We start from the raw sequence: 13,163 nt of genomic DNA, 5'->3' as shown, positions 1-13,163 counted from the left end.
TTAGCGTTGCGATAGTATATTATTGTATGTATGCTGAACTCCCATCCCGGAGGCTCCACAGCATGCGCCATTTACTCAAGAAGCTCCTCCCCTCGGTCGCAGTCGCTTTGACCGTGACAAGTTCTTCGCTGCCAATACCCGCCCGCGCGCAGACATACCCGATCGATTGCGCGATCCTCTTGTGCCTGTCTGGCGGCTGGCCTGCTTCCGTCCCTTGCGCCCGAGCCCGCGCCGAATTTATCCGGCGGATCACGCCCTGGCCGGTCGAACCACCGCTGCAAATCTGGCGCTGTCCCATGGGCGCCTCCTACGAGAACGATCGGTTACAAAACAACGCTGGCCGCATCTTTGAAGCCTTGTACCGAACCGACACCCGTCGACCGCTTCAATCCTTGCCAGTAGATAATCTCGTTCCCACCGACCTCGCCCTGCGGCTCGTTCAGGACCGCGCGGACATCGATATCAGCGGTCCAGCGTTCAATTTCGTGCGGTCCATCCGCGTCTTCGATGTACGGTATGCACGACAGCACGTGTCGCGTTGCCCTTAAATCTGAGACACGACGCGTTCGGGGATATTTTTTGCCCTTAATTATGAGATTCCACTGCCATCGCGCCTATGCTTTTCGCGCGCTGCCGGGCGATGTAAACAACCGCGGCAAGCAGACGTGGCTCCTTATCGAAGGCGCGCAATAGAGCAACCCTTGCATAGTCGTCGATGCCGGAGCTTGAGATGGCCGCTTTGACCAGTGGACGGGATTGGGCTGCATCAATTGCAGCAAGGCCAAACAGCCTTACTTCCAGCCTGTGGCCCTGAAGAGCGTATAACGGATCTCCGCGGAAGGCCTTTAATGATATGGCAAAGGTGACCGCGCGCATTGCGCGCCGAAATTGCTTGGAGCTGCGTAATCGCGCGGCGTATTCAAGCCGCGCGGCGCCGTTGCGCGCACGATTTATCAGCTTTTCGGGCATCTGTTCGCCACTGGCCTTGCCGAGCGTCGGCACAAGTCTCGTCCCACAAACCTGGCAGTCGAATGCCCAGGCTCGCCTCCAATGCTTGAGCGAAAGGCCCTCTCTGGAACATTGCAGGCAATGCTGGAATGGTATCTGGGCCGTCAGCGAGGCTTCTCGTGTCGTCATTGCTGGGAAGGTCAAAGATCGCACAACATCTGGGTCAATCCGTGCGGCGTTGGCAATCTTCGCCGCCGCAGCCGCGTCGACGTTGAAGTTCAAGGCGGTGCCATGCGCGGTATCGATTCTGAGATGAGCCAGTAGTTCCGCATCATCACAGTAGTTGGCCGCCGCCAGCCTAGACAACCAACCTGACAACAACTCGTCGGGCAGCGGCGCGACAGTCTTGGGCAGCGGGTGCGGCTTCACACCCCGGACTTCTCGAGCCGCCGATGGGGGTTCGCATGGCGCGACCAAACCGGCGTCCATTTTGCGATTGCGTCATCGGTGATGCATTCATCACCTGTGACAATGGCGTCGATGGAAAGATCCTTGATCAGGGCGAAGATGCGCGAGGTCACCCCGCCGGTCAGCGCAAGTATCTGCTTTAGTGACTTGACCTTCAGATTGGATTTCTTCTCGAGGGGCATTGCCGCGATGAGTGTCTGGATCATGTCCGAGAACTCGGCGTCGTCGCGCCAGTTTGGAAGGTGATGTTCGTCCAGCCGCCTGGCAAGCTGGATATCACCACGGATGGCATCGACGGCCTCGCTGACCCCCAGGCAGACCAGCGACACTTCGAGTTCATTGCTGAGATACCGCAGAACATTGAGAAAGCGGCGCTGTTCGCGGTGGGTCCCGGCCAAGAGGTTGTGGACTTCGTCGATCATGATCATCCGCAGGCCAAGGTCGCGCAAGAGCGCGACGACACGGACTTCGAGGGAGGCCACATTTTGAGCGCGCGCGCTCAGTGCCGTGGCCGGTGCCCCGACGGTCGCCAGGATGTGCAGATAGAACCGTCGTTCGTCGGGAGCTGGTGGTGCTTGTAACAGTAACAGCGGCGTTCGCGTAATTCCCGATGCTGGGTCATATTCCGGTGCATATCTGCGCGAAAGATTGCGGGCGATCATCGTCTTTCCGATCCCGGACGCGCCATGCACAAGAAGGCCAGGCATACGGGTTTGCCTTGGCGCTTCGATCATACACTGCAAACGGTCCAGAACTTGTTCGGCCCGCGGAAAGCCAATCCAGATATCCGATTGAATGAGGGTGATCCGACCGTCTTCCTCTGTTTTTCCTGCCCTCAATTCACCATCTCTCCACCTTGAACAATGGGCGCGATGTATCACCCGTATCGATCGCGCGCAGCCCTTCGGTTGTTGAGACGGCCGAGTTGGCGCCCTCCAATGTCCCTTTTCTTTCACGGGATCGGCGTTCGGCCCTCGTCAGGCTCCGGCTTTCAGACTCGATTTGGCGTTGCTGTCGGATCAGCTCAGCCAGGACCAGCTCATTGGACCCGGACTTGCCAAGGGCACGGGCATTCCTCATGGCTTCGCGATATTCCCAGAGCGACACAGGCGGAATTTCCAGGTTTCGGTACCGAGCTTCGACGTATCGGTCATTATCCAGTTCGACCCAGATCACCGAGAGGTCGCGAGGGTCGTAGCGGACGACCACCTTTCCATCCCCGCGCCCGATGTGGCCTGCAAGCGCATCGGACCAGTACCGTATCTGGAACAGATGGATGCCGTCACGCCTGACCTTGCGCAGTTCACTTGGCAGAAAGCTCACCCGAAAGGCTTCAATCTCGAAGGGGATATCGCCCATCATTTGCTCTGAGAGCGCCTCCCATTTGGCAACGGGCGTGCAGCCAAGACTTGAATGAATGCTGTTGTTGTAGCGGCAGATTTCCAGAGCAAACCAGCGATCGAAGTCGCTTAAGGTCATCGTGGCCATGCCCTCGGCGTCATAGTCGCCCTTGGCCACGACCGAGGATTGCGTTGTTCCAGGCAACAGGTGCACGGCCCCCATCATCGTGCCGATCAATCGTTCGATGTGCCCTCCGAAATGAGGACTGCCTGGCGGCCGATAGACCAGATCGATCCCCCATTCTGCACATGCCGACCGAAAGGCATGCGACCGGAAATCGCGCCCGTTATCGACGTGGATGCTATGCGGTTTACCCTGCGCGGGCCAAGGAACATTGCGCACCAATTCCGCCAGAAGTTCCGCCTTGGGGGCCACAGCCTGTGTCAGGCAAAGCGCCACCGACAGACGCGAAGGTGCCTCGAGAGAGGTGTAATATCCGGTCACCATCCGCGTTGCGACGTCGATCGCCAGCGTGACCCAAGGCCGCCCAATTGGTTTGCGTTCAAAACTGTCGACGAGAATGATGTCCGCAGGCGTATGGTCGATTTGCACGACCTCCAGTGGCCGGTTTGCCTTGTTGTCGCCTACGACCGGCGCAAATTTCTGGCGGGCCGCCTTTGCGCCTTCGCGTGCCTTGGCAATTTCACGGGCATCCATTGCATCCAGCCTGCGCTGAACCGTCCGACGTGTCGGCGGTTGCAAGCCCTGCTGCCAGCACGCGCTTCGGATTTCTGTCACGATGCGCGACAGGCTTGGGCGTTCCCGCCGTAAGAAATAACGGCGAAGATGTTCTTCGATCACCGCTTCCACCTTGCCGGATATCAAGGTTGTACCAGTCGGGCGGCCCCGTTTCCGAGAAGCCAGCGCGCTGGTGCGCCCACCCTCTTCGGCCAGACGCTTTATCCAGCGCCAGACAGTCGCCCTGCTGACACCAAGCTCCCAAACGGCGTCATTGATGCCACTTTCCAGACTGCCAGTTCCTTTGAGATATGCCTGAACAAGCGGACGCAGAACGGCCGCCCTGCGCGCCTCCTCAGCACCAGCGGCAACGAAGTCTTCGCGATCATCATCCATCAATATTTGCCACACGAAGCTGCGAACCCTGTCTCAGGTTTAAGGGCAAAAATATCGGATTTAAAGGCAAAATATCATATTTAAGGGCAAAGCAAGGCCGTTGATTTCGTTGGATTTCTCATCTCACAATTAAGGGCTACGCGACAGCACGAGTCCGGGCGCGATGGGGATTGTAACCGAAGCGCGACCGTGGTCCTCGGCACCTACGGGACCCAAGGCGACTTCTCATGGCAGCGATCTTCGATAACTGCCCTGCCCGAGGCCCATGTGGGACTTGAACGTTGGGGCGAGCATTGCCCTGGCATTTATCACCGATCCGTCTTCGTCGATTGGCGTGACTATGACGGCAACTACGGGTTCGAGCAGGTGAACTACTGACCTGCCGCCACGTAGATTTGTCATGGAAGACGGCTTCTTTGGCTTGCAAGACCTCACCGCATACGCTTCGCGGTCCACATGCTGTTTGGCGTTTAGGCAAACACCGCGGGTTCGCTCTGTTCACCCGTCGTCGCTTCTTCCGATCCTCGTCAGCGCATCGAAGTCGATTTCTTGCTTCTGTTCGTCACTTATATCCGGCCGGGTTTCCGATACCGGCCGGGGCCCCTGGACGTCCCACATCACCGCATGTGAGCCTGTCCTCCAGCGATAAACCCAACCAACAACACTGCACCCATCGGTCCCGATCAGAGTGGCGATCGCGACGCCCTCACCCTTATCTTCGTTCACTGTTTACTGACTTCCTGCACTGCGGCGCTGCGAATTGCGGCGTGGGGTTGCAGAGCGTTCACTACGACCGCGCGCCGGGCTTCTTTGATGTTGGCTAACTGGTCCTCGAGGAGGGAATGATCATCAGACCGGGAAAATGGGTTCCCGCGTTCTCAACAATTCATTGGCTTCAAATCCTGTGGTCGGGCTCCGTGGCGGCTTCGACAATCGACAGGACTTCATCTTTATCAAAGCCAATAACCCTCGCCAGAACTGTAAACTCCACGACGTCGATACGACGCTCGCCGCTTTCGAGACGTGCCACAAACGACTGGTGGCGTTTGAGCTTCGCCGCCAACTGCTGCTGGCTGAGACCCGCATTCTGACGTGCATCAACCAACGCACGGACGAGCGCCAACTGACCATTTGTTCTGATTGTCTTTGCCACGGTAGTGCCCCGAGAGATGGTGTAAGAGCGCCGACCTTCGGAGAGGTTCAAGGCTGATCAGGTCGCCACGGCGGACAGCCTGACGGTTGTAGTGTCGGTGACACGCGCCAGGCTTTCAAGCGACATGTATCTCCGCGCAACCGTCCATTCGTCATTGGTCTCGAGCATCAGCGCGCCGACGAGACGGACGATGGCCTCGTCGTTCGGGAAGATGCCGATGACGTCAGACCTGCGCTTGATCTCCCGGTTCACCCGCTCCAGTGGGTTCGTCGACGCGATCTGGGCCCAATGCTCACGTGGAAAATCCATGTAGGCGAGGACGTCGTCGCGCGAGGCGTCCATGAGGGCGCCGAGCCGCGCCTGCTTCTCGCGCAGCGCGTCAGCCACGACCTCCCACTGGGCTTCGGCATCCGCCTTGTTTTCCTGGGCGAAGATCGTCTTCAGCATTGCCGCCACGGCCGTGCGCTGCTTGGTCGGAGCATGGGCAAGCGCGTTTCTCATCCAGTGAACGCGACAGCGCTGGTGCGTCGCGTCGAACACCCGCCGCGCGGCAGCCCGCAGCCCCTTGTGGTCATCGGAGACCACCAGCTTCACGCCGCGCAGGCCACGGTCGGCGAGAGAGCGCAGGAAGTCGGTCCAGAACGTTTCTGCTTCGGATGGACCGGTGGCGACGCCGAGAACTTCGCGCTTGCCGTCCTCGTTCACAGCTACCGCTATTATCACGGCGCGGCTGATGATCCGCCCGCTCTCGCGCACTTTCACGTAGGTCGCGTCGAGCCAGAGATAGGGCCAGGCGCCTTCGAGCGGCCGGGAGAGGAATGCATTCACCCGCTCGTCGATTTCGACACAAAGGCGACTGACTTGGCTCTTCGACATGCCGCCAGCGCCCATCGCCTTCACCAGATCGTCTACGGAGCGCGTCGAGACCCCGTGGACGTAAGCCTCCTGGATCACCGCCACCAGCGCCTTCTCAGCAGTCCGTCGCGGCTCCAGGAAGCTGGGCAGGTAGCTCCCCTTTCTCAGCCGCGGGATTTCCAGCGCGATCCGACCGGCACGAGTGTCCCAGTCGCGGTCCCGGTAACCGTTTCGCTGAACCTCCCGCAGGGGAGAGCGAGCGCCCTTCGCGGCACCGGTTCGCGCCTCGACCTCCACTTCCATGATCCGCTCGGCCGCGAAGGCCAGCATCTCGCGCACGAGATCGCCATCGGCCTGCTTCGCAACCAGCTCAATCAGCGTCATTCTGTCATCGGTCATCGTCATCTCCGTTCTTGGTTCAAGGTCTCGCAACCCGAACCTTCTCGAAGATCGGCGGTGGCCGCCAGCGTCACACCCGGCCGCGCGCTGCGCTACGCTGGGGGCTCCGCGCGCGGCCTCCTACACCAAGCGTTGGGACACTACCTTTGCCACGCGTCACATACCTTTTGTGACGTCGCTAGCGGATGAAATCCGTTATCTAAAAAGTAGATATTTGAGGGTGTTATCGGCGTCTGGTTTCCATGGGCTGCAAGTCTGATGCTCCCGAAGCTGCCCATCAATCCCCTGCCAATTGCAGAAATCGGCCATAGTCCTCGCTGACTTCGCGCGCTTCCTCGAACGCGCGGGCGCGTTCGCTGTCGAGGCAACGGAAGTAGCTCTGGATATCCTGGATGTAGTCTTCGAAATCGCCACGGATGATATCCGCATAGTCCCGCGCCGCCTGCGAATCGCTTGGCAGGAAAGGACGGGCCGGGGCGAAGCAGGATTCCGCCAAAACCGGCCCGGGAACGCAGATCAGAAGGGCCATAGCTTGCAATGGGAGCAGGCCTGTCAACCTTGGGTTTCTCAAACCTGTTATCTCCTTGATCGCGGACACTGGCCGTGACTAGTGTTTGCGTAACCAAACTACAGCTAAAGCACGATATTACATCTTGCGGTTGATAATATACTATCGTAACTCTGGGCTTCAAGTGGGAATGCCTGGGGTCGCGCCATTGGAGAAAGCGTGAGCCGGGCCATGAACTGGGACATCGAAGCACCAAATGTGGTTACGGAAGCCAGGTTCCGCGAACTCGTGGAAAGCGGCTATAGCGCAGAAATCCTGTGCCAGGAGTCGGCACATAAGAAAGGCCCCAGCTATTACGGGGTCTGGATCATGCGCGTTGTCTCTGATGACGGGGTGGAAAAGCTCCTCGTCACCGCCCGCACGCGGACGACCTACAACGATATCAAGATCCGCGAGTTCAAGACGATCTCTGGCGTGGTGTCATTCTTCATTGGCCTTGGCTTTGCGCATGTCGACCTGCCGCTTGAGGCGGGGACAAGCCGTACGCACAAACTTGCGCCGTCAGACAAAGCCCCATCAGCCAAGGGCGCTGACAACTAACCTCGTCTGCCTCTGGCTGGTCGCCGCGCCAGCCTCCGCGCAAATGGTGCTGGTCATGGAGAGCGACGGCTCCCTGATCCCGTCCCGCTCCCAAAGCAGCTTTGCTCGAAACTACAATGACGGCATCGGTCAGGGTTCGGCCTCCGATGGGATCGCGATCTTCGGCGAGGTAGAGGCCGAGCAAGAGGGCGTCCAAGTCGAGGCCCTTGCCCGCCCGACTCCCCTGCCCCGCGCCGATGTCCTCTCCGGGATTCAGATCACGGCCTTGCGCTATGCCGGCCATCCCGGCCTGCGTCGCGCGGGGCTTTCCGTGACGGATTGGCTGGCTCTCTATCGAGCCAATATTGAGGTTGAGAGCGCCTACCGGCAGGATGCGATTTCAAGTGCAGGTGCCATTGGCCTTGGCCAGCTGATGCCCGCCACTGCGCGTGATCTCGGCGTCGACCCGCGTCAACCATTGCAGAACCTCGACGGCTCCGCCCGCTACCTCGCGATGATGCTGGAGACGTTCGGCGATCCGCGTCTGGCGCTGGCTGCCTACAACGCCGGACCCGATGCGGTCCGCCAGTATGGCGGCGTCCCCCCCTACCGAGAAACCCAGAACCACGTGGCCCGCGTCATGGCCGTCGTGGCCCGATTGGAAGGATCAAATTCATGAAACAGATTTCAAACCTCTTTGTCGCCTCGCTGGCGCTATTCCTGCTGATTGCCGAACCCGCCCTTGCACAGAGCATCGATCTCTCCCCGATCCAGAGCCTGTTACAGGGCATCGTCGATGCGCTGACCGGCCCACTTGGCGTTGTCATCGCGACGCTGGCCGTTCTCGGGGTCTTTCTCAGCTGGTTCTTCAACATCATCGACCTGCGCCAGGCGCTCTGGGTCCTCGTGGGCATCGCTGGTGTTGCCGCCGCCCCCACCATCGTTGCCGCGGTTTTTGCCGGTGGCTGAGCGCGCGCCTCTCTTTCTTGGGCTCGTGCGCCCGCCGAAGCTTCTGGGCCTGCCCATCATGTACGCGATGGTCTGGCTCTTCGGTTCGGTGCTCTTGTTCGTCTGGGTCCAGCACATCGCGGTGCTGGGTGTCGCCGCCCTGCTCTATCCGGTGCTGTGGAAGGCCGCCGATTGGGACCCGCGTTTCATCGACGTAATGATGACGGCGCTGCAGGAGACGCCACCCACGCGAAACCGCAGCATCCATGGCGGGGACAGCTATGCCCCGTGATGACGCCCGTGATGCTGCGCTCGATGCCCGCACAATGACCCCAGACTGGTATGCGCGCGAGACCCGGCTTGCGCATATGCTGCCCTATGTGAGCCTCGTCGACGACCAGACCGTGCGGACCCGGGTGAACGAACTCTTCCGCTGCATCCGGCTCGAGGGAATCAACAGCTACACGACGGACGATGCCTATCTCGACAAGGTGACGGCGCTTTTTGCCCGCATCGTCGCGCAGCTCGGGCCGGAATTCAGCTATTACGTCCACAAGGTCTCCAAGGCCATCAAACCTGATTTCGACCCGATCTGTGAGGACAGCTTCGCAGGCGAGGTTGACCGGCGCTGGCGCGCGAAACTTGAGACCAGCGGGCTCCGCGACAAAACACTGACGCTCACCGTCATTCACCGCCCGCCTCCGAAAAGCCTCCTACCGCACCTCGGCCGCAGCGCGCCGGACCGCCTGAGAGAAGAGACCCGCAAACGCCTGCAGCGCCTCGGTGAGGCCGTGAACGTCTTCCTCTCGGGGCTTACCGAGCTCAAGCCGCGCCTGCTGTCAGCCGGATCGGGAGAGTTGGTGGGATTTTTGGGCGCGCTCAACACCGGAACAGAGCTGCCGCTCTACCCAGCGAACACCTACGGCTTTTTGTCCGTCAACGTCGCCAATACCCGCGTGACGTTTCACGGCGACCATTTCGAGCTTTCCGAGGGCGTCGTGGGCCACCGCTACGGCAAGAGCTTCACCATCGGAGAATACTCGGAAGGCACCTCCTGCACCATGTTCGACATGCTGAACCTGCCGGTCGACATGATCGTCACGCATTCCTTCACCCCGATCAATTCGAACCTCATGGCGGGCCGCATCAAACGGCAAAAGCGCCAGATGCAGGCCAGCCAGGACGCGGCCCTCTCGCTCCTAGAAGCCCTCGATATCGCCGCCGATGATCTCGAGGCCAAGCGCCAAAGCTTCGGCGAACACCATATGGTCGTGACGCTCTTCTGCGAAACGCTGGATGAGCTGCAGACGCTCAGCGCCGAAATCGTGAACGCCGCCGCGACCGAAGGCGTGAAGATGATCGGTGAGCGGGTCGCCGCAAAGGCCCATTACCTCAGCCAGCATCCCGGCAACCAGCCCAAGCGCGTGCGTGCCAGCGCCGTCACCAATCGCAACTTCGCGGATTTTGCGGCCTTTCACCGGACACAGCTCGGCAAACCCGCCGCGAAAACCCCATGGGGCCGGGTCGTCACTTATTTGCCCACGCCGGAGCAGAGCGCCTACCGGTTTTCCTATCACGAGCAAGGCAGCCCGGACAAAGAACCGACCAGCGGGCATACCCTGATCATGGGGCGGCCGGGGTCGGGCAAGTCGGTACTCTCGGCCTTCCTGATGACCCAGGCCCGCCGCGCAGGCGCGCGGATCTTCGTTTTCGACTACCGCCTCGGCATGGAAATGGCCGTCCGCGCAAATGGCGGGCGCTACGCATCCCTGAACGCCGGTCAGCCCACGGGTCTCAATCCCCTTTGGACTGAAACCGATAGTCGTGGCACCGCCTGGCTCTCGGACTGGCTCACAACGCTGCTCTACCGCGCCGACAAACCCCTGACCCCGGCGCAGACCAACCGCATCCAGGAAGTCGTGCGCCAGAATGCCCAGGCCTCCAATCCGGCCCTGCGGAACTGGCGGGATTTCGCATCGCTTTTTGTGTCCACAGATGATGGCGGCGATCTGCACCAGCGCCTGCTCGAGTGGACCGAAGACGGCCGCTACGGCTGGATCTTCGGGCAGAGCCTCGAGGACACGTTCTCGCTCAAAGGCGATGTGGTGGGCTTCGATCTGACCGGCATTCTCGACAGCGAGGCCGACAAGGAGCGGATGGCTGTTCTCTCCTATCTTTTCCGCCGGGTCGAGCGCGAGATCGAGGACCGCCGCCCCACCATCATCGTGATCGACGAGGCCTGGAAGGCGCTCGACAACGCATATTTCGCCGAACGGCTGTCGAACTGGCTCGTGACTGCGCGCAAGCAGAACACCGTCGCGGTGATGATGACGCAATATGCCAGCCAGCTTGAGCGCACCCGGACCGGCAAGACCATCGTCGAAGCCGTTCCGACGCAGATCCTGCTGCCCAATATCCGCGCGCAGCCTGCGGACTACGCCATGCTGAACCTCACGGAGAAGGAGCTCGACGTCCTTCTCAACACGGGCAGCAACAGCCGTTTGGCACTGATCCGCGACGATCAGGGCTCGATCGTGGTCGATGCCGATCTCAGTGCTCTCGGGCCCAATCTCACCATCCTCGGCGGCATGGAGAAAGGCGAGGCGCTCGTCGGCGCCGATTACCGCGACCGCCCAGATTTTTGGAGGCTTTCATGATCCGTATTCTTATCGCTTTGGCTGCGCTCGGCGCGCTGGCCTCCTGCACCCAGTATCGGGAGCCGCAGGCCAATTGCTTCACGTTCCTTGCGTCCACAGCACCCGTCGCGCCTGATTGTGACTTCACGCCCCTTGGCACCCCGGAGGGGGACATTGAAGTCTAGCCTGCCTCATATCCTAGCGCTTTGCCTGCTGCCAGGTCTCGCCTTGTCTCAAGGCGTGCCGACCAATGACAGTGGGCTGACCGCGCGTGATATCGTCGAGACTGGCGATCGCGAGGCAGACCTCGCGATCCAGGCCGACAAGCTTTCCGTGCGCGAACTCATCGCCGAGATCGAACGGGAGCAGCTGGAAACCCTGCAACGCATCCTCGATGCCCAGACCAGCTTCGGCGGTCAGGGCTTGCCGGCTATGGTCTCGGGGCTGGAAAGCGGCAGCGGCGATCCCGACCGCGCCGTGGAAGCCGTCTATGGCACGGGCGAGATCGACCCCAATCCCGGCGGTGCGCAGATGTTCGGCGACGCCGCCGAGAACATCGAGCAGCTCATCATCCGCGTCGCCCAGGAAACCAGCGGCTTTGCGGGTGTTGGCCGCGCAGGGCTCTCCCCCGTCCAATGGCGCGCGCTGCTGCAAGCGCTGATCTGGCAGGAAAGCCGGTTTACGATCGGTGCACGGTCTCCCGTCGGCGCCTATGGTCTCACCCAGATCATGCCGGGCACCGCCAGCGATCTGGGCATCAACCCGGAATACTATGACAGCCCTTACCTGCAGGTACATGGCGGCGCGCGCTATCTCGCGACCCAGCTCAACACATTCGATGGCAATATCATCAACGCGCTCGCGGCCTATAACGCCGGACCCGGCCGGGTTTTCGAGTATGGCGGCGTGCCGCCCTTCCGCGAGACCCAGCACTACGTCCAGGTGATCCCCGAACGCTATAACCTCTATTTGACCCGTATCGGCGGGATCGAAGCGCTTGGCACGATCGACCCCGCGCTTCTGGCCAATGCCAACCTCTCGCTCACGGGTCATGGCGCGGCCTTCTATGGCAACAATTCCCCAGCGGCGATTAGGCAGGCCGCCTTGCGTATTGCGGACATCGTCGAGCGGATTTCCGAAACCGAGGACGTGCAGGAGAGCGTCGCGCTCAACACCTATGCCCGCGCCGAACTCGTGCGCCTCGTCGCTGCACGCATCCGGCTTCAGGCTGCACGCACCCGAGTCCTCTCTGCCGAGGAGCTGGCCCAGGCCAGCGCCCGCATGGCAGAGGGCGCGTTCATGGACTTTACGATCAGGGAGATTGAATGATGGGACATCTGCTCTTGAGGACAGCTTTGGTCACAACGCTTGGCATTGGCTTGCAGTTCAGCGCCCTACCCCCTGTCGCAGCACAAGGCGTGCCCGTCGTCGATACCCAGAACATCGCGCAAAACATCCAGCAGCTCCGGCAGATGATCGAGGACGAGATTCTGCAAAACGAGCAGCTGACGCAGCTCCGCGAACAGCTTGCCACACTCACGGATCAACTTGCCGAGCTGCAGCGCACCTACGAGGCCCTCACCCGCCTTGCCGAGCTTCCAGAAATCATCCGCACCGAGATGGAAGACGAACTCAATGGCCTACTCGACCAGGAGTTCGGGGACATCCTCGCCACGATTGAGGCGATCAAGACTGGGGATTTCTCCGGCCTGTCCGGTTCAGGCGCGGGCGAGATCGAAACCCAGATGGACCGGGTGCTGGCCGACCTCGGCTTTGACGAGGACACCCTCTCGGAAATGGCCGCGAGCGGCAATCCCGGCGCCAACCGCGTGGCGACGCAGGCCACCACCGGTGCGCTCGTCTCGGCGGCGGCCCAGAACAGCTATGAGGACGCCGGCCAATCGCTCGAGCGGGTAGACCGCCTTGTCGGGCTCATCGACGACATGGACGAACTCAAGGAAAGCATCGATCTCAACACGCGCGTGACCGCGGAGCTCGCCATTGCGCTGGTCGCCATGTGGCAACTCGAAGCGGTGCAGACCGTGGGCGACGGCACCGGCGGCGTGATCGATGCCGCCACCATTGCGGAAGAGCAGCGCTTCATGGATTTCACCTTGCCGGACCTCCGGGCAGACTAAGACGTTTCGAAATTGATCCCCAAAAACAAATATCGGTTTTCGCGTTCGAGCGCAGC

Annotated in this window: 14 protein-coding genes and 1 pseudogene; 9 read left to right on the top strand and 6 right to left on the bottom strand. The window is 60.9% G+C overall.

The genetic code is table 11. The features are described 5' to 3' along the window. Nucleotides 1–62: 62 nt before the first annotated feature. Nucleotides 63–536: pseudogene (locus Ga0080574_RS26165) on the top strand (hypothetical protein); the annotation flags it as partial. Between the two features lie 49 nt (nt 537–585). On the opposite strand, the gene Ga0080574_RS02945 reads toward Ga0080574_RS26165, so the two are convergent. The 6 genes from Ga0080574_RS02945 to Ga0080574_RS02910 form a co-directional block, all read right to left on the bottom strand. Then, nucleotides 586–1,377 carry a TniQ family protein gene (locus tag Ga0080574_RS02945; protein ID WP_008335465.1) on the bottom strand — a complete coding sequence of 264 codons (792 nt, stop codon included), beginning with the start codon at nt 1,375–1,377 and terminating at the stop codon, nt 586–588. Beyond that, nucleotides 1,374–2,255: a TniB family NTP-binding protein gene (locus Ga0080574_RS02940; RefSeq protein WP_024099410.1), complete on the bottom strand. Its 882-nt coding sequence runs from the start codon at nt 2,253–2,255 to the stop codon at nt 1,374–1,376. Before Ga0080574_RS02940 ends, Ga0080574_RS02945 begins: the two co-directional genes overlap by 4 nt. 1 nt (nt 2,256) lies before the next feature. Continuing rightward, on the bottom strand, nt 2,257–3,891 hold the full coding sequence (locus Ga0080574_RS02935) for a TnsB C-terminal domain-containing protein (RefSeq protein WP_024099411.1): 1,635 nt from the start codon (nt 3,889–3,891) through the stop codon (nt 2,257–2,259). An 895-nt stretch (nt 3,892–4,786) separates the two neighbouring features. After that, nucleotides 4,787–5,044, bottom strand: a complete 258-nt coding sequence (locus Ga0080574_RS02920; protein ID WP_028284972.1) for a helix-turn-helix domain-containing protein — start codon at nt 5,042–5,044, stop codon at nt 4,787–4,789. Between the two features lie 57 nt (nt 5,045–5,101). Further along, nucleotides 5,102–6,298 carry an IS256 family transposase gene (locus Ga0080574_RS02915; protein ID WP_076695235.1) on the bottom strand — a complete coding sequence of 399 codons (1,197 nt, stop codon included), beginning with the start codon at nt 6,296–6,298 and terminating at the stop codon, nt 5,102–5,104. A 277-nt stretch (nt 6,299–6,575) separates the two neighbouring features. After that, nucleotides 6,576–6,827 (bottom strand): hypothetical protein, encoded by a 252-nt coding sequence (locus tag Ga0080574_RS02910; RefSeq protein ID WP_076695150.1) that lies wholly within the window; start codon nt 6,825–6,827, stop codon nt 6,576–6,578. Nucleotides 6,828–7,037: 210 nt separating this feature from the next. Here Ga0080574_RS02910 and Ga0080574_RS02905 point away from each other — a divergent pair, with 210 nt between their 5' ends. Genes Ga0080574_RS02905 through Ga0080574_RS02875 form a run of 8 tightly spaced genes read left to right on the top strand, consistent with a single transcriptional unit; the run spans nt 7,038 to nt 13,107 of the window. Next, entirely contained in the window at nt 7,038–7,406 is a 369-nt protein-coding gene (locus Ga0080574_RS02905) for a hypothetical protein (RefSeq protein ID WP_058123676.1), read from the top strand. A 43-nt stretch (nt 7,407–7,449) separates the two neighbouring features. Further along, nucleotides 7,450–8,064: a lytic transglycosylase domain-containing protein gene (locus Ga0080574_RS02900; RefSeq protein WP_076695148.1), complete on the top strand. Its 615-nt coding sequence runs from the start codon at nt 7,450–7,452 to the stop codon at nt 8,062–8,064. Next, nucleotides 8,061–8,354 carry a TrbC/VirB2 family protein gene (locus tag Ga0080574_RS02895; protein ID WP_009503803.1) on the top strand — a complete coding sequence of 98 codons (294 nt, stop codon included), beginning with the start codon at nt 8,061–8,063 and terminating at the stop codon, nt 8,352–8,354. Before Ga0080574_RS02900 ends, Ga0080574_RS02895 begins: the two co-directional genes overlap by 4 nt. Then, nucleotides 8,347–8,625: a VirB3 family type IV secretion system protein gene (locus Ga0080574_RS02890; protein ID WP_012187324.1), complete on the top strand. Its 279-nt coding sequence runs from the start codon at nt 8,347–8,349 to the stop codon at nt 8,623–8,625. The genes Ga0080574_RS02895 and Ga0080574_RS02890 overlap by 8 nt, the downstream gene beginning before the upstream one ends. Continuing rightward, nucleotides 8,615–10,990, top strand: a complete 2,376-nt coding sequence (locus Ga0080574_RS02885; protein ID WP_076695146.1) for a VirB4 family type IV secretion/conjugal transfer ATPase — start codon at nt 8,615–8,617, stop codon at nt 10,988–10,990. Before Ga0080574_RS02890 ends, Ga0080574_RS02885 begins: the two co-directional genes overlap by 11 nt. Further along, nucleotides 10,987–11,154: a hypothetical protein gene (locus Ga0080574_RS26160; RefSeq protein ID WP_170846621.1), complete on the top strand. Its 168-nt coding sequence runs from the start codon at nt 10,987–10,989 to the stop codon at nt 11,152–11,154. Before Ga0080574_RS02885 ends, Ga0080574_RS26160 begins: the two co-directional genes overlap by 4 nt. Continuing rightward, the gene (locus Ga0080574_RS02880; protein ID WP_198039723.1) at nt 11,144–12,298 is read left to right on the top strand and encodes a lytic transglycosylase domain-containing protein; all 1,155 of its coding nucleotides are present in this window, start codon (nt 11,144–11,146) and stop codon (nt 12,296–12,298) included. Before Ga0080574_RS26160 ends, Ga0080574_RS02880 begins: the two co-directional genes overlap by 11 nt. Further along, complete coding sequence (locus Ga0080574_RS02875) at nt 12,298–13,107, top strand: type IV secretion system protein (RefSeq protein WP_076695233.1); 810 nt, start codon at nt 12,298–12,300, stop codon at nt 13,105–13,107. The genes Ga0080574_RS02880 and Ga0080574_RS02875 overlap by 1 nt, the downstream gene beginning before the upstream one ends. The last annotated feature ends 56 nt before the right edge of the window (nt 13,108–13,163 follow it).

This window comes from Salipiger abyssi (genome assembly GCF_001975705.1).
GTDB classification, from domain to species: domain Bacteria; phylum Pseudomonadota; class Alphaproteobacteria; order Rhodobacterales; family Rhodobacteraceae; genus Salipiger; species Salipiger abyssi.
The sequence above is the reverse complement of the archived record's forward strand: the minus strand, read 5'-3'. Positions and strand labels throughout refer to the sequence as shown.

What these genes read in the sequence shown, in the direction of transcription:
- Ga0080574_RS02935 (WP_024099411.1), bottom strand. Translation starts at nt 3,891, where the DNA reads ATGGATGATGATCGCGAAGACTTCGTTGCCGCTGGTGCTGAGGAGGCG.
- Ga0080574_RS02915 (WP_076695235.1), bottom strand. Translation starts at nt 6,298, where the DNA reads ATGACCGATGACAGAATGACGCTGATTGAGCTGGTTGCGAAGCAGGCC.
- Ga0080574_RS02910 (WP_076695150.1), bottom strand. Translation starts at nt 6,827, where the DNA reads ATGGCCCTTCTGATCTGCGTTCCCGGGCCGGTTTTGGCGGAATCCTGC.
- Ga0080574_RS02905 (WP_058123676.1), top strand. Translation starts at nt 7,038, where the DNA reads ATGAACTGGGACATCGAAGCACCAAATGTGGTTACGGAAGCCAGGTTC.
- Ga0080574_RS02900 (WP_076695148.1), top strand. Translation starts at nt 7,450, where the DNA reads ATGGTGCTGGTCATGGAGAGCGACGGCTCCCTGATCCCGTCCCGCTCC.
- Ga0080574_RS02895 (WP_009503803.1), top strand. Translation starts at nt 8,061, where the DNA reads ATGAAACAGATTTCAAACCTCTTTGTCGCCTCGCTGGCGCTATTCCTG.
- Ga0080574_RS02885 (WP_076695146.1), top strand. Translation starts at nt 8,615, where the DNA reads ATGCCCCGTGATGACGCCCGTGATGCTGCGCTCGATGCCCGCACAATG.
- Ga0080574_RS26160 (WP_170846621.1), top strand. Translation starts at nt 10,987, where the DNA reads ATGATCCGTATTCTTATCGCTTTGGCTGCGCTCGGCGCGCTGGCCTCC.
- Ga0080574_RS02875 (WP_076695233.1), top strand. Translation starts at nt 12,298, where the DNA reads ATGGGACATCTGCTCTTGAGGACAGCTTTGGTCACAACGCTTGGCATT.